Origin of the sequence: Streptomyces sp. NPDC127197 (assembly GCF_042672405.1) — a bacterium.
In the GTDB taxonomy this organism is placed as follows: Bacteria; Actinomycetota; Actinomycetes; order Streptomycetales; family Streptomycetaceae; genus Streptomyces; species Streptomyces flavusporus.
Genome location: NZ_JBHXVG010000005.1, coordinates 278,905 through 302,745, shown reverse-complemented (window position 1 = coordinate 302,745; position 23,841 = coordinate 278,905). Strand labels below are relative to the sequence as shown.

General features: G+C 72.0%; 21 protein-coding genes and 1 pseudogene. 5 read left to right on the top strand and 17 right to left on the bottom strand.

Features of this window, described 5'->3' with window-relative positions; translation table 11 throughout:
• Positions 1-22 precede the first annotated feature (22 nt).
• Genes ACFVJQ_RS10830 through ACFVJQ_RS10820 form a run of 3 tightly spaced genes read left to right on the top strand, consistent with a single transcriptional unit; the run spans position 23 to position 3,252 of the window.
• The gene (locus ACFVJQ_RS10830; RefSeq protein ID WP_385782674.1) at positions 23-595 is read left to right on the top strand and encodes a TetR/AcrR family transcriptional regulator; all 573 of its coding nucleotides are present in this window, start codon (positions 23-25) and stop codon (positions 593-595) included.
• Complete coding sequence (locus ACFVJQ_RS10825; RefSeq protein WP_385782671.1) at positions 592-1,959, top strand: MFS transporter; 1,368 nt, start codon at positions 592-594, stop codon at positions 1,957-1,959. The genes ACFVJQ_RS10830 and ACFVJQ_RS10825 overlap by 4 nt, the downstream gene beginning before the upstream one ends.
• A gap of 60 nt (positions 1,960-2,019) precedes the next feature.
• Positions 2,020-3,252, top strand: coding sequence for a serine hydrolase domain-containing protein (locus ACFVJQ_RS10820; RefSeq protein ID WP_385782668.1), 1,233 nt, complete (start codon positions 2,020-2,022; stop codon positions 3,250-3,252).
• 86 nt (positions 3,253-3,338) lie between these two features.
• Here the strand turns inward: ACFVJQ_RS10820 and ribA are convergent, their stop codons facing one another.
• Positions 3,339-3,998, bottom strand: coding sequence for a GTP cyclohydrolase II (gene ribA / locus ACFVJQ_RS10815; protein ID WP_385509941.1), 660 nt, complete (start codon positions 3,996-3,998; stop codon positions 3,339-3,341).
• A 41-nt stretch (positions 3,999-4,039) separates the two neighbouring features.
• Between ribA and ACFVJQ_RS10810 the strand changes: the two genes are divergently transcribed.
• Positions 4,040-4,819: a creatininase family protein gene (locus tag ACFVJQ_RS10810; RefSeq protein WP_385509940.1), complete on the top strand. Its 780-nt coding sequence runs from the start codon at positions 4,040-4,042 to the stop codon at positions 4,817-4,819.
• 155 nt (positions 4,820-4,974) lie between these two features.
• Here ACFVJQ_RS10810 and ACFVJQ_RS10805 read toward each other — a convergent pair.
• The 5 genes and pseudogenes from ACFVJQ_RS10805 to ACFVJQ_RS10785 form a co-directional block, all read right to left on the bottom strand.
• Positions 4,975-5,892: pseudogene (locus tag ACFVJQ_RS10805) on the bottom strand (lysylphosphatidylglycerol synthase transmembrane domain-containing protein); the annotation flags it as partial.
• Entirely contained in the window at positions 5,889-6,956 is a 1,068-nt protein-coding gene (locus ACFVJQ_RS10800; protein ID WP_385509939.1) for a trans-aconitate methyltransferase, read from the bottom strand. The gene ACFVJQ_RS10800 and the pseudogene ACFVJQ_RS10805, both read right to left, overlap by 4 nt.
• Entirely contained in the window at positions 6,953-8,134 is a 1,182-nt protein-coding gene (locus ACFVJQ_RS10795; RefSeq protein WP_385509938.1) for a glycosyltransferase family 4 protein, read from the bottom strand. Before ACFVJQ_RS10795 ends, ACFVJQ_RS10800 begins: the two co-directional genes overlap by 4 nt.
• Positions 8,131-8,529, bottom strand: a complete 399-nt coding sequence (locus ACFVJQ_RS10790) for a 6-pyruvoyl tetrahydropterin synthase family protein (protein WP_385509937.1) — start codon at positions 8,527-8,529, stop codon at positions 8,131-8,133. The genes ACFVJQ_RS10795 and ACFVJQ_RS10790 overlap by 4 nt, the downstream gene beginning before the upstream one ends.
• A gap of 100 nt (positions 8,530-8,629) precedes the next feature.
• The gene (locus ACFVJQ_RS10785; protein WP_385509936.1) at positions 8,630-9,613 is read right to left on the bottom strand and encodes a zinc-binding alcohol dehydrogenase; all 984 of its coding nucleotides are present in this window, start codon (positions 9,611-9,613) and stop codon (positions 8,630-8,632) included.
• Positions 9,614-9,722: 109 nt separating this feature from the next.
• On the opposite strand from ACFVJQ_RS10785, the gene ACFVJQ_RS10780 reads away from it, so the two are divergent.
• A complete protein-coding gene (locus tag ACFVJQ_RS10780) occupies positions 9,723-10,589 on the top strand; it encodes a CDP-alcohol phosphatidyltransferase family protein (protein WP_385509934.1) in 867 nt (288 codons plus the stop codon).
• A gap of 10 nt (positions 10,590-10,599) precedes the next feature.
• On the opposite strand, the gene ACFVJQ_RS10775 is transcribed toward ACFVJQ_RS10780, so the two are convergent.
• The 11 genes from ACFVJQ_RS10775 to ACFVJQ_RS10725 form a co-directional block, all read right to left on the bottom strand.
• Entirely contained in the window at positions 10,600-11,832 is a 1,233-nt protein-coding gene (locus ACFVJQ_RS10775; RefSeq protein WP_385782662.1) for an MDR family MFS transporter, read from the bottom strand.
• On the bottom strand, positions 11,829-13,640 hold the full coding sequence (locus ACFVJQ_RS10770; RefSeq protein WP_385782659.1) for an ABC transporter permease subunit: 1,812 nt from the start codon (positions 13,638-13,640) through the stop codon (positions 11,829-11,831). The genes ACFVJQ_RS10775 and ACFVJQ_RS10770 overlap by 4 nt, the downstream gene beginning before the upstream one ends.
• A gap of 3 nt (positions 13,641-13,643) precedes the next feature.
• Positions 13,644-15,134 carry an ABC transporter substrate-binding protein gene (locus tag ACFVJQ_RS10765; protein WP_385782656.1) on the bottom strand — a complete coding sequence of 497 codons (1,491 nt, stop codon included), beginning with the start codon at positions 15,132-15,134 and terminating at the stop codon, positions 13,644-13,646.
• A gap of 5 nt (positions 15,135-15,139) precedes the next feature.
• A complete protein-coding gene (locus ACFVJQ_RS10760) occupies positions 15,140-15,676 on the bottom strand; it encodes a GNAT family N-acetyltransferase (RefSeq protein WP_385782653.1) in 537 nt (178 codons plus the stop codon).
• 33 nt (positions 15,677-15,709) lie between these two features.
• Positions 15,710-16,255, bottom strand: coding sequence for a hypothetical protein (locus tag ACFVJQ_RS10755; RefSeq protein ID WP_385782650.1), 546 nt, complete (start codon positions 16,253-16,255; stop codon positions 15,710-15,712).
• 11 nt (positions 16,256-16,266) lie between these two features.
• A complete protein-coding gene (locus ACFVJQ_RS10750) occupies positions 16,267-17,733 on the bottom strand; it encodes a hypothetical protein (RefSeq protein WP_385782647.1) in 1,467 nt (488 codons plus the stop codon).
• Between the two features lie 44 nt (positions 17,734-17,777).
• Positions 17,778-18,170: a hypothetical protein gene (locus ACFVJQ_RS10745; protein WP_385782644.1), complete on the bottom strand. Its 393-nt coding sequence runs from the start codon at positions 18,168-18,170 to the stop codon at positions 17,778-17,780.
• A 453-nt stretch (positions 18,171-18,623) separates the two neighbouring features.
• Positions 18,624-20,720, bottom strand: a complete 2,097-nt coding sequence (locus ACFVJQ_RS10740; protein ID WP_385782641.1) for an Hsp70 family protein — start codon at positions 20,718-20,720, stop codon at positions 18,624-18,626.
• Positions 20,717-21,373, bottom strand: a complete 657-nt coding sequence (locus ACFVJQ_RS10735) for a hypothetical protein (RefSeq protein ID WP_385782638.1) — start codon at positions 21,371-21,373, stop codon at positions 20,717-20,719. The genes ACFVJQ_RS10740 and ACFVJQ_RS10735 overlap by 4 nt, the downstream gene beginning before the upstream one ends.
• Positions 21,374-21,424: 51 nt before the next feature.
• Complete coding sequence (locus tag ACFVJQ_RS10730; protein ID WP_385782836.1) at positions 21,425-23,110, bottom strand: hypothetical protein; 1,686 nt, start codon at positions 23,108-23,110, stop codon at positions 21,425-21,427.
• A gap of 125 nt (positions 23,111-23,235) precedes the next feature.
• Positions 23,236-23,811, bottom strand: a complete 576-nt coding sequence (locus ACFVJQ_RS10725; protein ID WP_385782636.1) for a hypothetical protein — start codon at positions 23,809-23,811, stop codon at positions 23,236-23,238.
• Positions 23,812-23,841: the final 30 nt, after the last annotated feature.

Here is a 23,841-nt window from a genome sequence, read left to right as displayed (position 1 = left end):
GACTGGCTGGTAGACACTGTCTATGAGCGAACCCGAGAAGGACCTGCGGACCCGTCTCGTCGACGTAGGCGTGGAACTGGTCGCCGATGAAGGCGTGCACGCGCTCACCCTGCGTGAGATCGCCCGCCGCGCCGGCGTCTCGCACGGCGCCCCTCGCCGCCACTTCCCCACCCACCTGGAACTGCTGTCCGCCATCGCGCGCCGCGGCTTCGCCGAGCTGGCCGACCGGACGACGACTGTGACCGACGGCGACCCGCGTGCGCAGCTTGAGCAACTGACCCGGATCTACCTGGAGTTCGCCTTCGACAATCCCGGCATGTATGAGCTGATGTTCCGTCACGATCTGTTGGAAAGCGGCCACTTGGGCCTCCGGGACACCAGCCTGCCGCTGTTCGCCGTCCTCGTGGACCTGGTCGGCCGGGTCCGCCCCGACGCGGATGCCCGCGCCGTCGCGGGGGCGCTGTGGGCGCAGCTGCACGGCATCGCCCAGCTGTGGGGCTGGGGCAGCCTCCAGCTCGCCACGGGCGCCGACGACCACCTGCCCCTGCTGCACACCGCCCTCGACGCCCACCTCGGCCCCGGCGGCGAGCGATGAACCGCCGGCTGACGCTGGCGAGCAGCGTGGCCGGTGCCGTGCTCGTCGCTCTCGACGGCACGGTGCTCACCATCGCGCAGCCCACCCTGCAACGGGAGCTGGACGCGTCGTTCGCACAGGTCCAGTGGACCAGCACCGGCTATCTGATCGCGGTGGCCGCCCTGCTGGTGTTCGCCGGGCGGCTCGGCGACCGGTACGGCCACCGGCGCCTGTTCGCCGTGGGCATGGTCGGTTTCGGCGTCACCTCGGCCGCGATCGGTCTGGCGCCCGGCATCGGCTGGGTGATCGGGCTGCGGATCGCGCAGGGAGTCTGCGGCGCCCTGCTCCAGCCGGCCACGCTCGGCATGCTGCGCGCCGCCTACGCGCCCGACCTGCTGCGGACGCCCCTCGCGGTGCGGACCGGCGCGATCGGGTTGGCGGCCGCCGCGGGGCCGCTCGTGGGCGGGGCGCTGGTGGACTTGCTGGGCTGGCGCTCGGTGTTCTTCGTCAACGTCGTCCCCGCCCTGGTCTTCGGTGTGCTCGCCGTGACGGCGGGCGGGCCGGAACCCCGGACGGCCACCGCACGGCTTGATCCGCCGGGTGCACTGATGCTCGCGGTGAGCCTAGCCTGCCTGGTGTACGCCCTGGTCACACTGCCGGACGCCGGCCGGGCGGCAGTCGGCTGGATCGGAGCGGTGGTCGCCGGTGCGGCGTTCGTCCGGCATGAGCGCCGTACCGCCGCCCCGCTGGTGCCACCGGAGGTCGTCGGCTCGACGGCGGTCGCTGCGGCGCTCGGCGTGCTGGTGGCAGCGTCGGCGGCACTGTTCGGCACGCTGTTCGTGGGCACATACGTCCTACAGGGCGCGCTCGGCCTCGGCCCGTTGCGCAGCGCCCTGGTCAGCCTGCCGCTGGCGGTGCTGATGGTGGTGGCGGCACCGGTGTGCGCGGTGCTGCTGCGCCGGACCGGCCCCCGGCGTACGACGGTGGCGGCGATGGCCGTCCTGGCCCTCGGCATCCTGGTGCTCGCCGCGGGCTCGGCCGCCCTCACGCTGGGCTGCGGTTTCGCCCTGCTGGGCGCCGGGTTCGGCACGGTGATGGTGGCGGCGACCCATGTCGTCGTACGCCGTGCCCCGGTCGAGTCGGCCGGCGTGGCGGGCGGTCTGCAGCAGACGGCGATGAACATCGGGCCGGTGCTGGGCGTGGCGGTGGCGGCCACGCTCCTGGGCACCGGCAGAACCGGCGTGTCCCTGACCGTCCTCGCCGTCGTGGCCGCGGCCGGGGTTCTGGCGGCCCTCGCGCTGCCGGGCCGGGACGACGAGGAGTCCGCAAGTCAGGCGCATCGCGGCCGTCCGGCGGACCGTTTGCGGATTGGTGCGCGACGATGAGGTCTGAGGGCGCCTGGGCCGGGTATGTCCGATCGCACTCGACGGAACCGGAGGCGAGCGATGGCACAGTTGCGGCAAGAGGTCGACCCGCGCGAGGCCGGGCTGGATGCGAAGGCGCTGGACCGCCTCGACCAGCACTTCGCCCACTACGTCGACGAGGGCCGCCTGCCCGGCTTCCTCGTCTGCGTGGCCCGCGGTGGCCGGGTCGCCCACCTCACGACGCACGGCCGCCGCGACATCGCCGCCGGACTCCCCGTCGAGCCCGACACGCTCTGGCGGATCTACTCCATGACCAAGCCGGTCACCGCGGTCGCCGCGCTGCTGCTGGTGGAGGAGGGGCGGCTGTCGCTGGACGACCCGGTCGCCCGTCACCTCCCCGCCTTCGCCGACGCGCGGGTGTACGAGAGCGGCTCCGGCACAGACACCAGAACCCGCCCCGCCGCCGGGCCGATACTCGTCCGGCATCTGCTGACCCACACCTCGGGCCTGACCTTCGGCTTCTACCACACCCACCCCGTCGACGCCCTCTACCGCGAGGCCGGTCTGGAGTCATCCGTGCCGCCGGGCGCGAACCTCGCCGAGACCATCGAGGTGTACGCAAGGCTGCCGCTGCAGTTCGAACCGGGCACGCAGTGGAACTACTCGGTGGCCAGCAACGTCCTCGGCCGGGTCATCGAGGTGGTGTCCGGGCAGCCGCTGGACGTGTTCTTCGCCGAGCGGATCTTCGGCCCGCTGGGGATGCCGGACGCCGGATTCGAGGTCACCGGCGAACAGGCGAGCCGACTGGCCGAGTTGTACGGGGAGAAGGAGGACGGCACCGGAATCGAGCCGATCCCCGGACTGCCGCTGCACGGGCGACCGCGGTTCCTGTCGGGCAGCGGCGGCATGGTGGCCGGCGCCTACGACGTGCACCGTTTCACGGAGCTGCTGCGCCGCCGCGGTGAGCTCGACGGCACCCGGCTCCTCACGCCCGAGACCGTGGACCTGATGACCGCCAACCACCTCCCCGGCGGTGCCGACCTGCGCGCCTTCGGCAGCCGCCCGGCCCACGACGAGCCCGGCAACGACGGGGTCGGCTTCGGCTTCGGCGTGTCCGTGGTGATCGACCCCGACCGGACGATCGCGCCCGCCGGGCTCGGCACGTACGGCTGGAGCGGCGTGGCGACCACGACGTTCTGGGTCGACCCGACCCGCGACCTGACCGTGCAGTTCCTGACGCAGGTGCGCCCGCGCACCTCGCACACGATGTTCCGGGACCTCAAGCAGCTGATCCACGACGCGGTGACGGACTGACCGTTTCAGCACGTGAGCGGCCCCCGGCGGGTCGCCCCGGCCCGGACGCCGGGGCGGTCTCCCGTCAGGACGCGTGCCGCGCCGGCTCAGGACCAGTGCGCCACCGCGTCCAGGTGCGGCAGATGATGGTCCAGTCGCTCCCGCTTCGTCCGCAGATACGTGATGTTGTTCTCGCACGGCGGGATCAGCAGCGGAACCTCCTCGGCGACCTGGATGCCGTGCCGCAGCAACGCCTCCCGCTTGCGCGGGTTGTTGGACATCAGGCGCACCGAACGCACGCCCAGGTCGCGCAGGATCTCGGCGGCGACACCGTAGTCGCGGGCGTCCACCGGCAGGCCGAGGGCGAGGTTGGCCTCGACGGTGTCCAGGCCCTCCGCCTGCAGGGCCATCGCGCGCAGCTTGGCGAGCAGGCCGATACCGCGGCCCTCATGCCCTCTGAGGTAGACGACGATGCCGCGTCCCTCGGCGACGACGGCACGCAGTGCGGAGGCCAGCTGGTCGCCGCACTCGCAGTGCTGCGAGCCGAAGGCATCCCCGGTCAGGCACTCCGAGTGCAGCCGGGTGAGAACGTCGTCGGTGCCGATGTCGCCGTAGACCAGGGCCACTTGCTCGTCACCGCGGTCGTGGTCCAGATAGCCGACCGCGCTGAATTCGCCGTACACGGTGGGCAAGGGGGCATTCACGACGCGTTCCACGCCCGTGCGCTGCGGTGACTTCTTGCCGATTATGCCAAGGTTTTCTGTCATGATTCTCGAGTTCCTATGCAGAGACGAAAGGCCGGGAAAAGATGAGTGGTTCGGGAACGCGGTCGGTGACACACGGGCTGGTGCCGTCCGACACCACGGAGGATGTACGCGCGCGCGGAGCCGGTGTCTCACGACAGGTCGCCGTCCTTCCCGTCGGCAGCTTCGAGCAGCACGGTCCGTTCCTTCCGCTGGCGACCGACACGCTCGTCGCCTGCGCGATCGCCCGGGAGATCGCCGACGCGTACCCGGTGCACCTCCTCCCTCCGGTGACGGTCTCCTGCTCGCACGAGCACGCGGCCTGGCCGGGAACCGTCAGCATCTCCTCAGTGACCCTTCATGCGGTGGTACGGGACATGGCGGCGTCGCTCCGCCGGTCGGGCGTCGAGGCCCTGGTCCTGGTCAACGGGCACGGCGGAAACTACGTCCTGGGCAACGTCGTTCAGGAGTCCTCCGCGCGGGGCGAGACCATGGCGCTGTTCCCGGCCGCGGAGGACTGGGAGGCGGCAAGGGAGCGGGCCGGGGTGCGGACCTCGCTGCTCACCGACATGCACGCGGGGGAAATTGAGACCTCCATCCTTCTGCACACTCATCCGGAATTGGTCCGGCCCGGTTATGAGAGCGCCGATTTCGTTGCGGACGACCGGCGCCGGCTGCTCACCCTGGGCATGTCCGCATATACCGATTCGGGCGTCATAGGCCGTCCTTCACTCGGAGCCGCGGAAAAGGGGAAGGAGCTGCTGGCGAGTCTGGCCGAGTCGTTCGGCGCGTATTTCAAGGTGCTCACCTCGCCATCGGCCCCGGCGGGGGGCGAGCGCGGGTAGTCGCCGTCGGATGTGTGACCCGGTTCCGCGTCCGGTACGACGGTCACGGAACCGGCGCGCAGGCTCACGCACCAGCGGGCGACCAGGACGAGAGCGCCCGGCAGACTCGCCACGAAGCTCAGCACCCCGTACACGACGGCGACGGCCAGTCCGTTGCCCGCACCCAGCCCGGCGGCGCCGAACGCCCAGGCGGTGACGCCCTCCCTCGGGCCCCATCCGCCGACGTTGAGCGGCAGGCTCATCGCCAGCAGCGCAAGCACCGCGAGCGGCAGCAGTACGGTCACGGAGGCGGACGTTCCGGCAACCCGGGCGGCAAGCAGGAACATCGCCACATAGCCGGCGAGGACGACGACGGACGAACCGACGACGCCCGGGCCGTTGCGGCGGGACAGCAGGGCCTCACGTGCCTCGTCGAGAAGGGCACGCCGACGGGTCGCGGACGTCCGGTTCATGCGCAGGGCGAGCACGATCGCAAGCGCGCCCAGCGCGGCGAACGCCAGCAGCACGGCGACGTGCCGGGCCCCGGCCATGACCGGGGACGGGACGGTCAGCAGGACGGCCACGCCCACCACGGCCAGCACGGCCTGACCGGCGGTCCGTTCAAGGACCACCGAGCGCACACCGCGGCCCAGATCACCGGCGCTCCGCCCGTGCCGTACGGCGCGGTGCACATCGCCGAGGACGCCGCCGGGCAGGGCGGCGTTCAGGAACAGCGCACGGTAGTAGTCGGCGACAGCCGGCCCGAACGGCAGCCGGATCCGCAGCCCCCGGGCCACCAACTGCCAGCGCCAGGCGCTGAACACGGTGGTGACCAGGCCGATCCCGACCGCCGCGACCAGCGTGAACGCATCGATCCGCCGCAGCCCGTCCAGGAAGACACCGGTACCGAGGCGCCACAACAGGACGGCGAGGATGACGACACCGGCGATCGTGCCGAGGTGGGCGCGCAGGGCGCGCCCACGGCGGGGGCGGTCGGACGGGCGAGGGGTCACCGCGTTCCCATCAGGGAGCGGCCTCGCCGTCCCGGGCCTGGGTATCGGCAGCGTGCCCGCGTGCGCCGTCCGCGCGCTCATGACGCTCCGCCCGTCGGCCGGGCCAGCGCCAGGAGGTCGCTGTGGTGGACGACGACGCGCAACTCGCCCGCCGCGCAGGCGGCCAGGCGGGCCGCCAGGTACTTCTGGGCGCGCGCCGCCAGTTCCGGGCGTTGTTCGACCGCCGCGCCGACCCAGCCGCGCAGCCACTGCGCCGTGAGCGTGGCCTCGTCCGGGCCGAGCCGCCACGGGCTGGGCTGCACCCGTACGGTCGCCCCGTGGTCGGCGAACGCCTCGCACGCCACCGTGACCGCGTCCGGGCCGAGCAGGCCGCTGCGGCGCTGGTGGGCGTTGAACGCCTCGGTGATCTCCGCGTCGAGCGGGTCGGCCGGTGTCAGGTCGACGCGGCCGACCACGGACAGCGTCAGCAGTGCCGGGCAGCCGGCCCCGGCGCAGGCGGCGGCGAGGGTGTCGACCTCCTCCCGGGTGAGGACGTCGAGCAGCGCGGACGCCGTCACCAGGGATGCGCCGGCCAGGGCGTCCGGGGTGAGGCGGGCGACGTCACCGCGGCGTGTCTCGACGGTGACCCGGCTGCCGTCGGCGGCGGAACGCGGGGAGCCGACGGCGGCGAAGTGCAGGAGGTAGGGGTCGCGGTCGTGGAGGATCCAGTGCTGGGCGCCGTCCAGCCGGGGGGCGAGCCAACGGCCCATCGAGCCGGTGCCGCAGCCCAGGTCGTGCACGACGAACCCGTCCGCCCGTCCCGGCAGGTTGGCGAGCCGGATGCGCAAGGGGTCGAGCAGCTCGGGCGCCCGCGCGGCCGCGTCGGCCCCCTCCCGCAGCTCCAGCCACTCGGGCGCGTACCGGGGCGGATCGTCGGGATCGGCGTCACGCAACCGCACGGTGGGCCGCTCACCGGGGCGCGAGACGGGACCGGCACCGGCACTGACGGCCTCGCCGGGAGCCGCAGCAACGGGGCCGTCCTGGGGATCGGCCTCCCCCGCGGCCGGAGCCGCCTGCGCACTCCCCCCGCTGTCCTCGCCCCGCGGTCCCGGCTGGGCCGGGATCCTCGCGGCGGCCCCCTGCGCAGCCGTCGGCGTGCTCCTCATGCTGCCCTCCGGGGTTCGTTCGGGAGCCGGCCCAGTACGCCGGCCAGGTTCTTCGCCGTGGTCGCCCAGCCGTCGAGTGCGGCGCGGCGGCTGCGGGCGGCGGACTTCAGGCGGCGCCGTACGTCGGGCTCGCCGAACCAGCCGCGCAACTCGGCGGCGAGGGCCGCCGGGTCCTCCGGCGGGACGAGGATGCCGGGGACGCCGCCGTCGGGGGCGCGGCCGACCGCCTCGGGAACGCCGCCGACGTCCGTGGCCAGCACCGGGATACCGCGCGCGAGAGCCTCTGTGACCGCCATGCCGTAGGTTTCGGCGTAGGAGGCGAGGACCATGAGGTCTGCGGTGGCATAGCTGGCGTCGAGTTCGGCGCCGGCCTGGGGGCCCGCGAGGTGGATGCGGTCCTGCAGGCCGTACTTCCTGATCAGGGTGCGCAACTGCGTGACGTACTCCGGGTCCTGGCCGAGTCCGCCGACGCAGACACAGCTCCATGGCAGGTCGGTCACCGCGGCGAGCGCCTCGACGAGCCGGTGCTGTCCCTTGCGCGGGGTGACCGCGGCGACGCACAGCAGTCGTGAGACACCGTCGGTTCCGGAGGCGAGGGGCGCGATGTCGGCGCCGGGGGCGGCGACATGGACCCGGTCGGGGGCGAGGCCGTGGTGGGCGACGAGCCGGCGGACCGCCCAGTCGCTGGTGGCGATCACTGCCCCGACGGCCCTGAGGACCGTACGTTCCCTGGCGTCCAGCTCGGCGGCCACGGCGGGCGCGAGGCCCGTCTCGTCACCGAGGGGGAGGTGGACGAGGACGGCGATGCGCAGCCGTTCGGCCTCGGGGACGACGATCTCGGGGACGCCGCACGCGACCAGCCCGTCGAGGAGCACGACCGAACCGTCCGGCAACTCCTCCAGTCTTCGGGCGAGTTCCGTACGAGCCTCGGCCCCCGGCCGGGGCCACGCCCCGTCGACCACCGCCTTGCGGACCTGCCAGCCGAAGCCGGGCAGGTCCAGACAGACCCGCCGGTCATAGGCGTTGCCGCCGCTCGGAGTGGCCGGGTCGTCCACGCCGCCCGGCATGACGAAGTGCACGGTACGCAGGGACATGGGGATGATCTCGCCGATCTTCGGGGCGGCGGGCTGTGCGGGGACGAAGGCGAGGGGCGACTGCTCCATGGTCGTGTCGGTCACAGGGCACGCTCGTAACTCGCCCAGGCGACATGCGACTCGTGCAGCGTGACCGTGATGCCCGCCAGCCCCCTGGCGCCCTCGCCCAGCGCACCCTTCTCGATCCGCTCGGCGAGCCGGTCGGCGATGACCTTCGCCAGGAACTCGGTGGAGGTGTTGATCCCGGCGAAGTCGGGTTCGTTGTCGAGGTTGCGATAGTTCAGCTCGGCGACGACGGCACCGAGTTCCCGCGTGGCCAGTCCGATGTCGACGACGATGTTGTCGTCGTCCAGCTGCTCGCGCCGGAACGTTGCGTCCACCAGGAACGTCGCTCCGTGCAGGCGCTGCGCGGGCCCGAAGACCTCACCGCGGAAGCTGTGGGCGATCATGATGTGATCGCGGACGGTGACACTGAACAACGGACGACCCTCCAGGTGCGGGGCATGGATGCCGAGTAGTACGGCTGCTGTCCTTCCCTTGTTCAGCGGCTCGTACGTCTTTTCTGAGGTCAGGCTCGCATTAGGCGGGGTCCTCGTACCGCACCCGGTGGCACAGCGCGGGAATCTCCCCGGAGGCGAGCCGGGGCAGCACGTCCGGGAGTTCACCGAAGGCGCACTCTCCGGTGACGAGCGCGTCGAGGGCCGGGTCGGCGAGCAGCTCGAGGGCGAGGGCGAGCCGGTCGGCGTAGGTGCGGCTGGCGCGGCGGGCCGGGGAGACGGTGCCGACCTGGCTGCTGCGGACGACCAGGCGCCGGGAGTGGAAGGCCTCGCCGAGCGGGAGACTCACCCGCCGGTCGCCGTACCAGCTCAGTTCGACGACCGTGCCTTCGGCGGTGAGGAGTTCCAGGGAACGGGCCAGTCCCTGCTCCGTCGCGCTGGCGTGGACGACGAGGTCGCACTCGCCGAGCGCGCCCTCGGGGGACGCGAAGTCGACGCCGAGCGCCTCGGCGACCTCGGCCCGGCCGGGGTCGGCGTCGACCAACTGGACGCGCACGCCGGGGAACCGGGCCAGCAGCGCGGCCACCGAGCAGCCGACCATGCCCCCGCCGACCACCGCGATCCGGTCGCCGACCAGGGGCGCCGCGTCCCACAGCGCGTTGACGGCGGTCTCCACGGTGCCGGCGAGCACGGCCCGTTCGGCGGGGACGTCGTCCGGTACGGGCGTCACGGCGGCGGCGGGGACGACGTACCGCGTCTGGTGCGGGTAGAGGCAGAAGACGGTACGGCCGGCCAGGTGTGCCGGTCCCTCCTCCACGAGGCCGACGTTGAGGTAGCCGTACTTCACCGGGCCGGGGAAGTCGCCCTCCTGGAACGGCGCCCGCATGGCCGCGTACTGGCTCTCCGGCACCCCGCCGCGGAAGACCAGCGTCTCCGTGCCGCGGCTCACCCCGGACCACAGGCTGCGGACCAGCACCTCGTCCTCGGCGGGATCCGGAAGGTCCACGTCCCGTATCTCGCCCTGACCTGGCGAGCGGAGCCAGAACGCACGTGCGCTACGGGTCATCGGCGGGTCCTCCTGAACGATCGGGAAGTTGTTCACGTACCGAGGTGTGCACAGGCCGCGCACAGTACGCGGCGTTGATCGACTCTGTCACACGGCCGGAGGATGTTCGGTGGCCCTGAACAACACTTACGACGCGAGGCTGGTCCAGCAAGAGACCGCCGTGGGCGCGGGCCTGCAGGTCCTGTTGCTGGCCCTGCTGGGCACGGCGGTCGGCATGGGACCGGCGGGCTGGCTGACCGGCCTCGCCTTCGCGATCGCCACCTGGGCGGTGCTCTCGCGGGCCCTGCACCGGTCACGGCTGCGGTCCTTCGGCCCGGCCAACCGCGTCACACTCGGACGCGCGATCCTGGTCGGCGCGGTGACCGCACTGGTCGCCGACTCCTTCCAGAGCTCACCGCCGGTCACGCTGTTCGTCGGCCTGACGGCGGTGGCGCTCATCCTGGACGGCGTGGACGGCAAGGTCGCCCGGCGCACGGGCACGTCGTCGGCGCTGGGGGCGCGGTTCGACATGGAGGTCGACGCGTTTCTGATCCTGGTGCTGAGTGTGTACGTGTCGATGTCGCTGGGTCCGTGGGTGCTGCTGATCGGCGGCATGCGGTACGTCTTCGTCGCCGCGGCACGTGTCCTGCCGTGGCTCAACGCCCCGCTGCCGCCGAGCACGGCCCGCAAGACGGTGGCCGCGCTGCAGGGCGTGCTCCTGCTGGTCGCCGCCGCGGACCTGCTGCCCCTCCTGGCGAACGCCGGGGTGGTGGCGGTGGCGCTGACTCTCCTGGTGTGGTCGTTCGGGCGGGACGTGCTGTGGCTGTGGCGGACGTCGCGGGGCCGGCGGGACGGGGCCTACGGGGCCGTGGAGGCTACGGGCGCGGTGACGCTCACCGAGACGCGTGCACGCGTCGAGACCACTGCACATGCGACCACCGAGGCAGCCTCCCCCCTCGACGTTTCCGAGAAGGTGCTGGAGCCCGTCGCCGGCTGACGGCCGTCGTTCAAGTGGCCCGGCGCGGCAGCAGCCAGACCGCCGCTGCCGGTACGGCAGCCAGCGCCAGCCACGGCACGGCCGACGGCAGACCCGCGTCGAGCAGTGAGCCGGTGGCCGCGCTGCCGATCAGGACGATCAGGCCGGAGACCGAGGACAGCGCCCCGGTGTACAGACCGAGCCGGCCGTCCTCCGCAAGGTCCGGTACCCAGGCCCGGGCCGCGGGCGCGACGAGCATCTGCCCGACGGTGAGCAGCACGACGAACCCGGCCGCGGGCACCAGCCCCGCCGTACCGCTCCACCCGGCGGGCCGCGCCACCGCGACGACGGCGAACCCGGCGGCGATCAGCAGCAGTCCGGCCGCCATGGAGCGGCGCAGGGCGAGCCGGTCGCCCACCCAGCGGGTGACGGGCAGTTGGGCGGTCACGACCAGCAGCGAGGACAGCGCGAACAGCCAGGCCAGCGGCGCCTGCGAACCAGTAGCACGCGCCACCTCGTCGGGCAGGGCGAGATAGAGCTGGTTGTACGCCAGGAGGTAGGCACCGTAGGCGCAGCACAGCGCCAGGAAGCGCCGGTTGCGCAGCAGGGCCCGAAGCCCGCCCTTCGCCCGGACGCGCTCCCGCCCGGGGGTGCGCTGTGGCAGCAGCCATGCGTGCCCGGCGAGGACCAGCACGAAGACCCCCGCACCGGCGAGGCACGCCGTACGGAAGTCCACCGCGAGCAGCAGCGCGCCGAGCAATGGGCCGACGAACGCACCGGCCTGACCGGCCACGGTGAACAGCGCCAGCACCCGGGTGCGCGAGCCCCCGCTCTCCTCCTCCCACAGCACCGCCTGCCGGGCGACCTCCGATTCCACGGCGGGCGAGAACAGCGCCGCGGCGAAGCCGATCAGCAGGACCGAGCCGATCACCGACCAGGTCTGCTCGGCGTGTCCGAGCCAGGCGAACCCGGCGATGCGCAGCGCGCAGCCGGCAAGCACGACCGGCCGGATGCCGTACCGGTCGGCGAGCGCACCGCCGACCACGAACAGCCCCTGCTGGCTGAACGTCCTGAGCCCGAGCACGAATCCGACCAGCCAGCCCGCCATGCCGATCGCCTGTCCGAGGTGTTCGGACAGGAACGGCAGGACGGCGTAGAAGCCGATATTGAAGGCGAGTTGGGTGAGGATCAGCAGCCGCAGGAGCGCCGACAGGCGGGTGCGCTCCGCTGACCGTCGAACGCGGGAGGCGGACAGGGCGGTCATCGGGTCTCCGTTCCGGCGGCGGCCAACTCCTTGGTGACCGGCTGCTGTTCGGCGCCGGCCGCGGCCGTATGGCGCTCCGCCCGCCGGGGCCGCCATCGCACTCCTCCCGCCGCGGTCACCGCGAGCGCGCCGAGGAGGGCGAGGACGGCGGCGGGGGCGAGGACGGCCCAGGGGGCGCGCTCGGCGTAGGGCTGGTTCTCGGCGAGCAGCAGGCCCCACTCCGGGGACGGCGGCTGGGCGCCGAGGCCGAGGAAGGCGAGGGAGGCCAGGGAGAGTGCGACGCCGGGCAGCCGCAGCAGGGCGTGGCGGGTGACGGGCGGCAGGACGGCGGGCAGCAGTTCGTGGCGCAGCAGGTACCAGCGGCCGGCGCCCAGGGCACGGGTGGCGGTGATGTGTACGGCGGCGCGTTCCTGGAGCAGCAGCGAGGAGGTGTGCGCGGCGAGCGGCGCCCAGGCGACGACGCTCACCGCGAGCGCGGGCGTGGCCGTCCCGCGGCCCGCGACGGCGGTGACGAGGAGGGCGCCCAGGACGGCCGGTACGGCGTTGACGGTGTCGACGAGCGGCCCGGAAAGGCGGGGCACCAGCCCGAGCAGCACGCCGGTGAACAGGGCGACGGCGGTGATGGCGAGGGCGAGCAGCAGGGTGTCCAGGGCGCCGTGACCGATCCGGGCGAGCATGTCCCGGCCCAGCGAGTCGGTGCCGAACGGGTGTGTCCAGGAGGGCGGTCGGAGGCGCTCGGTGGTGTCGAGGGCGAGCGGGTCGCGGGGCAGTCCGGCGGCGATGACGCCGAGCAGTACGGCGGCGTGCACGAGGGGCAGGATGCGGCGTGCGGGCGGGGTGGGCCGGTGCAGGGTGGGCAGGGCACCGTCGCGCAGGGCGGGGCCGATCAGCGGTCGCGCGGCGAGCCGGGCCAGTCCGGTGGCCGCCGCCGCGAGCAGCAGGAGGGCCAGGGTGCCGGCCTGGAGGACGGGCAGGTCCTGGGCGAGGGCGGCCTGGAGGGTGGTGCGGCCGAGGCCGGGAATGTCGAAGATCTGCTCCACGGCGACGGCACCGCCGGTGAGGCCGACGACGAACAGCCCGGCGTTCGGCAGCAGCGCGGGCACACACCGCCGCACGGCCTGACGTGCGATGCTCCGCCCCGGCAGCCCGCGCGCCGCCGCGGCCAGCGCCCACGGCTCGGCGAAGGCACCGGGCAGCAGATCGTCGAGCATCCGCCCGAGCACGGCCCCGGCGGGCACCCCGAGGGCCAGCCCGGGCAACACCGTCCACTGCGGCCCGTACCAGCCGAGCGCGGGCAGCCACCCGAGCTGCACTCCTACGACGGTGGCGAGCACGGACGCGGCGAGGAACTCGGGCAGCGCGGCAAGGACCGCCGACCCGCTGCCGCCCGCCCGGCGCCCACCGAGCCGGCGGCGCGAACCGAGCCACAGGGTGCGGGCGCACACGAGCCCGGCGGTGACCGCCGCGACGACCAGCGCCACCGCCGTCAGCAGCAGGGACACGCCGAGCGCGTCGAGCACGGCGGGCATGACCTCGGTACCGGACAGCCAGGACCGCCCGGCGTCCCCCCGCGGCAGCCCGGCCAGCCACTGCCCGAGCAGGTGCAGCGGACCGGCGTCGAGCCCGAGTTGCGCGCGGATGTCCGCCAGCACCTCGGGCGTGGGCTCACGGTCGACCGAGCGCGCCTTGAGCACGGTGAGCGCCGGGTCGGTGTGCGCGAGCCACGGCAGCAGGCCGATGGCGCACACGAGGGCGGCGGCGAGGGCGGCCCGCCACAGCAGCGTGACCGCCCGTCGGTGGTGTTGCATCGTTCAGCGCCGCGTCCCGGTGCCGACGAGGGTGCGCTCGTACGGGTCGAGGAGCGCGCCCCGGACGTCGGTGCCCACACCGGTGATGACCCGCTGGTGGACCAGCGGCACCACGGCGTCGGTGCCGAGGATCCGCGCCTCGGCGGCCATGACGGCGTCCTGCCGCTCGGCGGTGTCGGAGGTGGCCTCGGCCTGCGCGACGGCCCGGTCGATGTCCTTGTCGCACAGCAGCGCCAGGTTGTAGCCGCCGTCGCAGGTGAAGTCGCTCGCGAGGACGGCTACGGGGTCGCCGGTGTCGACCAGGCTGTTGCGCGCGAGTACGAAGGCGTCGAACTTGCCGGCCAGCGCGTCGCTCTCGATCCGCGAGTACTCGCGCACCTCCAGCCTCACCTTGAACCCGGCCTTTTCCAGCTGCTGTTTCAGCACCTGGGCGACCTCCGGCAGTTCGGGCCGGTTGTCGTACGTGGCAAGAGTGATCGACGCGCCGTCGGGCTGCGCGGCCCGCGCCCGCCCCACGGGCTGCTGCCGCTTGCCCTCGGCCCAGGTCACGGCCGGCCCGTAGATGCCGACACCGGCATCGGCGTGCCCCTCGTAGACGCCGTCGGCGAGCGCGGAGGTGTCGACGGCGGCCCGCGCGGCGGCCCGCAGCTTCGCGTCCTTGAAGGCTCCGGACCTGCTGTTGAGCAGCAGGCTCGTGGTGCGGGTGGTCGCGGTCTCCCGGCCGGCGCCCTCGTCGAGGCTCGCGGCCTGCGAGACGGGCACCGCCTCGGCGATGTCGATGTCACCGGTACGCAGGGCAGCGGTGCGGGCGGTGCCGTCGGCGATGAACTTCGCGTCGATGCCGGAGGCCTGGGCCCGGCCGCCCCAGTAGTCGTCGTAGCGGTCGAGGGTGGCGGAGCTGCTGCCGGTGACCTTGGTGAGCTCGAAGGGCCCGGTGGCGGTGCCGACGAGGTCGACCCGGTCCTTCTCGTCGTACGCCTTCGCCGCGAGGATCGCGAGGCTGGGACTGGCGAGCCGCAGCGGCAGCACGGGATCGGGTTCACCGGTGGTGATCCGTACGGCACTGCTGCCCTCGGCCTCGGCGGTGAGGGTGACGCCGGAGAGGGCAGCGGGCTCGGGCTTGGCCTCGGTGGCCTCGGTGAGGGAGGCGGTGACCGCCTGCGCGGTGACGTCGGTGCCGTCCTGGAAGGTGGCCTCGCGCAGGGTGAACAGCCAGGTCCGGGCGTCCTTGCGCTGCCAGGAGGCGGCGAGCGCGGGCGCCGCGGCACCGTTGGCGTCCAGGGCGGCCAGACCCTCGGTGACGCCGAGCCGGCTCAGGACGGTGGCGTCGGCACCGTACGGGGAGAGGTTCTCGGCGGGCGGGAAGGCGAGCGCGACACGGAGCCGGGAACCGTCCTTGTCCTCACCGGAGGAGTCGGTGTCGCCGCCGGAGGCGAAGCAGCCGGCGAGCAGCGGTATGAGCAGCACGGAGGCGAGCAGTCGGGAGGAACGCACGCGTGTCACCGCCCCAGGGGGATCTCGAAGTGCACGATCCCCTGCCCGCCGCCGGGATCCTCCCGCTCGTCGTGCACCACCTTGGCGCACGACCGCCAGAAGCCTTCGGCGCCCGGCACGGCAGGATCGGTGTGCAGATACGCGGAGCGGTATCCGCCGTCGGCCTCGGCGAAGGCGACCAATGCGTCCACCAGCCGCCGGGCGAGCCCGCGACGGCGGTGCTCGGGGCGCACGTACACCCGGCGCAGCTGCGCGGTCTCGCCGGAGGGGAAGCGCTCGGCGACGTCCCGTGGGTTGGGCGGAAAGGCCGGGCCACGGGAGTCGAGGGCGGCGGTGGCGACCACGCTGCCGTCGCCCTGGTCCACCGCGACGAGGAGGGTGTGGCGGGCGGGGACGAGATAGGCGGCGGCCGGGTCGATGATGTCGCCGTGCCAGCGGGGCACGTATCCGGTCCCGAAGTCGCGGTAGACGGTGTCGAGCATGACGGCTCGGGCGCCGTCGAGGTCTGCGGGTTCCGCGGTCCTGATGCAGTAGTCACGCACTTGCACATCATATGCATTAAGTTCGGGGCATGATCACCAGTCGTCGTTGCCCATCTTCGTGAGGTAGTCCATCGCTCCGTCATTCCATGTGATCACGAACGTGTCCTCGCCACCGATCGGGTCCGGGGAGATGACGGCCGTGCCTTCGAACACGTCGGTCTTCGGGCGCCCCGGTTTCAGGTCCTCCGTGTTGACGCACGTGATCTTCACCTTGTAGGGGTCCGGCCCGGCGGTGAGGTCTCCGAAGCAGAGGTCGGTACCGCTCCCGCTCGCCCCGCCCCGGGGGCGGCCCAGCATGCTGAGGTCCCGGTTCTTCTCGACGGTCAGGACGTAGAAGACGGAGCCGGCATCGCTGTGGCTCAGCGTCCAGTCGCCGACGGGGCTGACCGGACCGCGGGTGGGGGTCGGACTCGGGCTCGGGCTCGGGCTCGACGGGGACGCGGACGGACGGGAGCGGGGCTTTCGCGTGTCGTCGTCCGTGCCGGACGTGCCGTCGCCGCAGCCCGCGGTGGCAAGTAGCACGGCGGGGAGGACGGCAGTGAGGGCGCGGTACGTGGGGAACCAGTATGGGGTGGGCATGGGCTGTCCGTTCACCGGTTGACGATCGATGAGAAAGCGTTGCGTACGTCGGAGTCGGACGGACTGACGTAATCCGCGTCGCCGAAGTAGGTGAGGAGGTAGGGGCAACTCGAACCGCCGATCTGCACGCTGCGGTCGGCCACGAGCCTTCCGGTGCGCAGTTCGTACGCCTTCACTGGGAGGCGGATCTTGTGGAACGTGACATACCTGATGGGCCCGCCGGAGTCGTCGGGATCCCGGTAGGGGCACGTCTCCACGGCGGTGCCGTAGCTCGACTCCCCCACGCACACGATCAGCGCGGCCTTCTCCGGGACCGTTGCCTCCCACCGATCGGGCACCTGCTCCGAGTAGTCGTCGTAGCCCACGAAGTACGCGAGGTTCGATCCCTTGCGGTAGGCGGGCGCCGCGCTGTACTTCGCCGGTGCCGCGCAGTACCCGCTCTTCATGTCGTGCGTGTCCTGCAGCAGTTCGCGGACGTGGTCCAGCTGGATGCCCAAGGTCACCTTCCGCAGTCCGCTGCGGGCCTGCTTGGTACGGGCGTTCTCCGGGTGCTCGTCGAGGAGTTGCCGGTATCGCGACCGGGCCTGCGTCCACTGCTGCTTGCCCAGGAGGTCGTCGCCGCATTCCAGAAGGGCGTCCGGCGCGGCCCGGGTGGCGGCGGCCGACGACGGCTCCAGTACGTCACTGCCGTACTTGCGGGCGCGGAGCCAGTCGGTGATCCGTACGGTCTCGCACGCGTCGCCCGTGGGCAGGCCGCCGAGGAAGTCGTCCAGGGCCGTCTCGACCGTCTTGTCGTTGCCCGGCTCCTTCAGGAGCGCGGACAGCACCGCGTACCCCACCCCGAGCGCCTCGACGTCGGCGTCGAGAAGCCCCGCGGACAACTCGGCCCGCGCCTCGTCCAGCCGCCCGCAGGCCTCGACGGCCACATCACCACGGGCGGCCTGCGGGGCGCCCACGAGACGGTGGCCGAACCACACGTCCTCCTGCGCGGACACGACGCCCACGCAGTCCCCGCTCTCGCGCGCCTCGGTGACGCGGTCCTCTATCGCGTGCGCGTCGAACCGCAGCAGCCCGACGACCAGCAGCACAGGGACCGTCACGGCGAGCGCGCGCAACCACTGCCCGAGCCGTGCCGGGCCCTGCGGCACGGGCAGTGCGGGATGCAGCTGAGCGCGCGCTGCCGGGTCCTGCTGCTCAAGTCGCAACCGAAGCTGCTCCCCGCGCGCCAGCAGCCACCCGTGTGCGATGACCACCAGCCACCACACCAGCAGCAGGGCCTCGCACCAGGCCTCCGCGACCGACACGACCGTCCACACCAGCGCGACGGTGACCGTGCCGGAGGCGAGGAACAGCCCCCGGCGCCCCATCAGCAGATAACCGACGCCCAGCAACGATGCGTTACCGACAGCGACGGCCACCGGGTCGCGCTCCGCCCGGCCCTCGGGCGGCTCGTCCGCGGCGTACGCCGGCTCGTCCATGATCCTGCCCCCCCTTTTCGGTGCTCGGTGTACGCCGGCTCGTATCAGTCGTCGCTCAGGGCCCGGTCGGCATGCAGAAGGTCCATCCGGGCGCGGACGTACGCCTCGGCTCTGGGCGTGTACAGCAGGGCCACCCCCGGGACCGCGAGGGCGGCGGCGAGGAGGAGGGTGACGCCGCCGTAGAGCGGGTCGGCGAGGGCGAACGGCGTGGCGAACACCAGCATCACCACCGTCAGACAGGTCACCGTGGTCCGGGCGGTACGCCGTCCCCGGCCGGCCCGGATCCCGAACCAGAAGCAGGCCAGGACGAGCCCGGCCGTCAGGTTCTGCACGCCCGGGTCGGACGACGCCGCCACGGCCGCCACGAACGTCCCCAGGATCAACAGGATCACCGCGAGGGTCACGCTCCCGGGCCGGCGGGCGTCGTCGGTGCTCATCGGTGTTCCTCCCTCGGTGCAGGTGTGCGGGCCTTGCGGGGCGACGCGGCACACGAGCGGTAGCGCTCCGCGCCGCCCCGGGCTCCCCCCTGGCATCAATCACACCGCCGTACACCGTTGTTCAGCAGCCCGATCGCGGCACTGAACAATGCGGCGCGACGGCGGACCCGTGCTTGAACAACCATCCGCGCGCAAACAGTGAACACACCGTGAACCACTCGTGCCCCAAGGGCCGGAGGGCTCCGCTCCGCTTGCAGCCGGTCTCGCGGGCTCCCTACGGTGGGCGCCCGGACGGACACCGACAGCTGCCGGGGCTGGAGTTCCGGGACGGGTGCGGAGGCTAGCGGGGTGGCTGGCCCGTGCCGTCGACGGCGGGATGCCGCCGACGGCGTTCGACCGGGGCAGTTCTTTGCACCACGCATTGCGTGAAGCGCTATCGGACCAGGATCGCCGTCAGCGGCGACGCCCTGACACGGCGAGGTTGGGTCTGCGCGGGTTGAAAACCCAGAGGCCCTGGGACTGAGTGGCCCCCAACACCCGGCCGACATCCAGGAGCCAGGGGTTGGACTTCTGGAAGGGTGCGAAGTTGTCGTTGGAGACGATCACTCCGTTGATCTCGTCCGCGATACTGATCACCAGGGCGTCTCCGCGGCCCTCGGTGCCGGCGGGCGGCTGGACCACCGTGCCGCTGGCGATGGCCTCCTCCACCAGCGGTCGTTCCTCCGCGGCGACGTCGTGGCGGAGCGTGGCGTCGACAACGACGTGGATGTCCTTGTCCGGGTTCTTGAACCGCAGCGCCTTGATCGCCGCCTGAAGGGCGAGGAAGCTGGGCCGTCCTCCCGCTGAGCGCGGAGGGCGCCCGTTCCATGCCAGGTTCGACCCGTCGACGACCAGGGCGGCGGACTGCTGCTTGGTCACTGGAGCGGGCTTCTTGGCCAGGGAGGCCGGGGACGGTGGCGCGGCGTTCGGCCGGGACGCGTTGTCGGGTCGTCCGCCGGACTGCGCAGCGGCAGGGACCGGTTGAGGGTGAGTGGGCCGGGGTGTTGTGCGCTCCGACGATCGCAGCGCAAACAGTGCCTTGAGCTCTTTCTCGATCTCCGGAGGCACGGTGCTGTCGCCGAAGACTCTGACCTCGCCGTCGAGGACGACCTCGCCGGTCTTCTGAAGGGTTGCCTTCACTGTCAGCAGCCCTTCCTTGCTGTAGGTGTACTCCAGGTCGAACACGCCGTCCTCTGCCTGGGACCGTTGCGGGTAGGCCAGGACGAGCTCGGTCAGTTTGACGTTGTCAGGGTGGTCGACGGGCCGGTCGGGGTCTCCTTCCCACACTTCCACGGTCAGTCGGCGCACTCCGTCCTGGGACGGTTGGTAGGACTTGCTCCGCTGCTGGGGCAGTCTCTGGTTACGGTCGATGAGCGAGCTGAAGGCACGCTTGCCGTGACGGTCCTTGGTGACCGTCCCCAATGCGTGGGTGTTGACGACTCGGATGATGCTCTTCAGCTCGCCGTCCATGGCCGCCGCGCTGATGGCGGCACCTTCGGCGACGGCGGTCATCGGATTGCACAGCTCAGGGCCGACCAGTTCGCAGTCCAGTGCTTCGGCCACGGCCTCGCGCACCGCGGGGATCTGGCTGCTGCCTCCGATCATCAGTACCGCTGTGAGCTCGCTCGGGTCTATGCGGGCTTGTTCGAGGCATTGCTCGACCGGGTCGAGTGCCCGGCTGATCAGGTCCTGGATCTCGGCGGAGAACTCGTCCTGGCCGATCTCCACGGCAATGCCGTCCGGGGTCGTGATGCGTACGGACTCCTGGGAAGACAGCAGGATCTTGTTGCGTTCGAGGTCGAGGCGGAACTGCCGCTGCTCGGACTCGGACCACTGCCTGCGTGCGGGCGCCCGCTCGAGGACCATGCGGCGCAGTCGTTCGTCGATCTCCAGACCGCCGAGCTGGTTGACGCCACGGCTGGCCTTCTCGTCGAAAAAGCCGTCGTCGTGCAGCAGCAGCGTGGCGTCCATGGTTCCGCCGCCCCAGTCGAAGACGAGGAACTCGCCCTCCTCCTCCACGGCATGCGCGTAGGCGATGGCCGCGGCCGTGGGCTCGTTGAGCAGTGTCTTGACCGTGATGCCTGCCGCCCGTGCCGCTTCACGGGTACGGAAGCGGGCCGCGCCGGTGGCGTTGGCCGGGACGGTGATGACGGCTTCCCCGATCTCGGTCGCCGCCTCCTCCTCCGCGGCTGCGGCCATGGAGCGGAAGACCCCGGCGGCCGCGGTGGTCGCGGCGAATCGCCGCCCTCCGATCGTGACGAGGGGCTCCTCGCGCAGCATGCGTTTGCACGCTTCGACGGCCTGCTCGGAGCGGAGCTTGGCCTCCCAGCCGAAGAGGGCGCCCGCCCGGAGGGAACTGGTGCCCACGACCGACGGGTAGAGCTTCTCGAAGCCGGGTCGCTCCCAGTCGGCGTCGAGTCCCTGTCCGCCGAGTTCCAGGATCTCGACGTATGCGCCGTTCCACTGTGCAGCCACCGAGTTGGTGGTGCCGAAGTCAATACCCGTTGTCACTCTTCCTCCCCCACTGCACTGTTGCGCGCGGAAACCCTCCGCAGGTGCCCGGCCAGAACGACCTTGCCGGTCAGTTCATCCACGTATGCCGGACGCAGTACCTCGAAGCTGTCGCCTTCGCCCTCGGTGACGACGAACCGGTCCCCTTCCTCCGGCTCGGTCACCCTGAGAATGCGCAACTGCCGCAAATGGTCCTGCAGCGTGCCGCTGACGAGCTCGCCACCGTGGTCCGTCTGCGCCCAGAGCAGTACGTCGATCTCCGCGAGCCGCCCTGCGAACTGGGCCCGGGTCCGGAACTCGTCTAGAACGGCCTTACGGACGGCCACGTTGAGGCTGGCGGCCGGGACGGCTTCGCCGGCCCTCGTGGTCTCCAGAGCTGCGGGGATCCGTTCGACCACGCCCTGGATGATCGTCTTGGCGTCGATGGGCTCCGGCGCCTGGGGGACGGCCTGCTGCTTCGCGGTGGCGGGCTGCTCGACCGGCTCCTGCCGCTTCGCTCTGCGGTGCTTCAGTCCGCCGGGCTTGTGCGGCGCGTCCGCACGAGTCTTGCCCGGCTGTATCTGCCCGCAGTGCGGGCATGGGCGATGGGCACGCTCGTTCTTGGGAACCTTCTTCTCACCACGGCGTGCCGCGGTCTTCCTGTTCGGGGCCATGGACTGGTTGCGCCTCGCTCACCATCGTGCGTCATCTATCAGGAAAATCCGTCAGCGGGTGGGGCCGTGACGGTCGAGGTGGGGTGCGGTACTCCGGAAGTCGTCGAGTAGCTCGACGGCTGCCCGGGCACGAATGGTCTCCAGTTCCGTGCCGCTGGTGAGCGAGGTGCGGCGGGCCATCGGCTCCAAAGGGGGCACCAATTGCCCGGGCACGGCGTCCGGCATCTCGTACCGGGACCTGTCGAGCTGTAGCTGGAAGAACACGTCGAGACCGGCGTCATGGCGAAAGGCGTCGTGGATACGGTCCTCCGCCTGGTTGACGCGCGCCTGGCTCGCCTGGTCACCCTCATGCTCGTACTGCCGGAAGAGTTCCCGGCAGTGGCGCTCCCAGCGTTCGGCTGCATGGTCCAGGCCCAGTTCCAGGAACGGGTTCGTCATCGACCCCCGCTGGTTCTTCGGCGTGGATCTCCACGTGCGGACGAGGGCGAGATTACGTTCGGCCGCGGCACTGCCGGTCCCTGTTGCCTTACGGGCGTGTTCTTCCGCCAGGGCGAGCTTCTCGCTCCCGGCGGCGGTGGCCGACGTGACCACGGCCACGTAGGCCGCGATGGTGTACGCCTCACACACCAACCCGGCAGGCAGCGACCGGACGGCGCGGTCCCGCAGGAAGGAGTCCGCCTGACGGCCCGCCGCCTCCATGTCTCCGGACTTGGCCAGGTCGTAGGCGCGCCTGAGCGCGACCAGAGCGTGGAAGTCGCTGCGCGTCGGATCGACGGGTTCGGTCGGCTGCCACAGGGCAGCCATCAGTTTCCACAGTCCCTTGTCGCGGACCGTCTCCATGGCCCACTGCCCGTTCAGGGCCCCCGACTTCAGGTTGCGCAGTTCGATCTGCTGGGCGCGCGGCAGGGCAGCGTCCAGGGCGCCGAGGGACGGGAGGTGGGCCTCCGCCACGACGTCGTACAACAGGTCCCAGACGTCCTCTGGTTCCTTCCGCACGATCTCGTCGCCGTCCAGGAACGCGCGGCGGCGCAGGAAGCCGTCCCAGCCGAGTCGCGCGGCGTCCCGTGGGTTGACGGATGCCGGGGCCAGACGCGCACGCAGGTAGAGCGCGTCAGCCTCCTCGCGCGCTTCCCAGGGCCGGTCCTCCGCCAGCAGACCGCCGTGGTCCACAAGGTCGTCGATGACGGACAGCGGTGCCCACGGCAGAACCTGCGGCAGATGTGCGTTCGGTATGGGGATCGCCCCTCGCGTCGCCGCCGTGGCAAACAGGGAGAACGCCGGCCCTCCCGAAATCGCTCGGGATTTCACGTTGACGAGTTCGATCCCCGGGGCGGTCGAGCACAGGATCCGGCACCGTTCCGATCCGGGCTCGTTGAGCCAGCGCACCCCCGTGGCCCACAAGGAACGCAGATGGCCGAGGACGCCGTCCGGCTCCAGGGTCGCGAGGCCGACCCGGACCGCCGGAAGCAGGGCCTCGCGGTCCGGTGTCCCGGCGACAGCGCGGCTCAATGTGCCGCGCTGGCTGTCCGTCAGAGTGGGCGCCCCAGCAACGTCCTTCAGTAGCGCCAGCACGGCCTCGACGGCCTCACCACCGTTGACGCCCAGCCAACGCCACTTCCGTTGCGCGAAGCCGTTCGCGCCGGCCGGTTCGCGGCTCAGCCGGCGCTCCCGTGCCCTCGCCAGGCGCTCCTTCTCGGCGGCTATCGCCGCACGGCGGGCGGCAACGGGGTCGGTCATGTCGTACACGCCGACAGAGTAACCGTGCACAGGGACTTCACCTAGTCCTCACCTGAACCGCAAATCCGCAGGTAACCTGCCTGCCCAAGGGCGTGCAGCAGTTGGGGCGGACCCATGCCCCCGCCTCAGCCGACCCTCGTCCACTCCTGGCACCGGTTCGTCTTGAAGTACTCCCCGTTGTTGAGCGTCACCCGCCCCGGCCCGTTGAGGTTGTTGTTGGCGATGATGGAGTCGAACTCGCCGCTGGCATCCTTGGCGCGCTCCCAGTAGCAGCCCCACTCGTCCTCCGGGCCGGCGGTCTTGTACGTGCCGGGCTTGATGTCCTCGCCGACGAGGTATTCGCCTTCGCCGGAGAAGCTGGTGGCAGGGCCGGGCTGCTTGGTCTCCTTGGGACTGGCGGTGACCGTCTCGGTGACCGTGGGGCCGGGTTCGGCCTCCGCCCTGGCGGTCTCGGTGACGGTCACCGCCGGTCCGGGCTCAGCCTTCGCGTGGGCCGTGTCGCCGCCCCCACCGCTGGAGCCAATACCGACTCCGACGAAGAGGGAGACGAGGGGGACGACGCCGTAGATGACCCAACCCTTGCGGCGTCTCGGGGACTTGGGGCTGCCGAGTGGAGGCGGCGGGGTGCCCCACGGAGCCTGCTGGGGCTGCGGGCCCTGGGGGCCGCCCTGCGCGCCGGGGTTCGGGGTCGGAGTGGTCATGGTCGAGCTCCGTTCGGTTCGGTTCGGGAC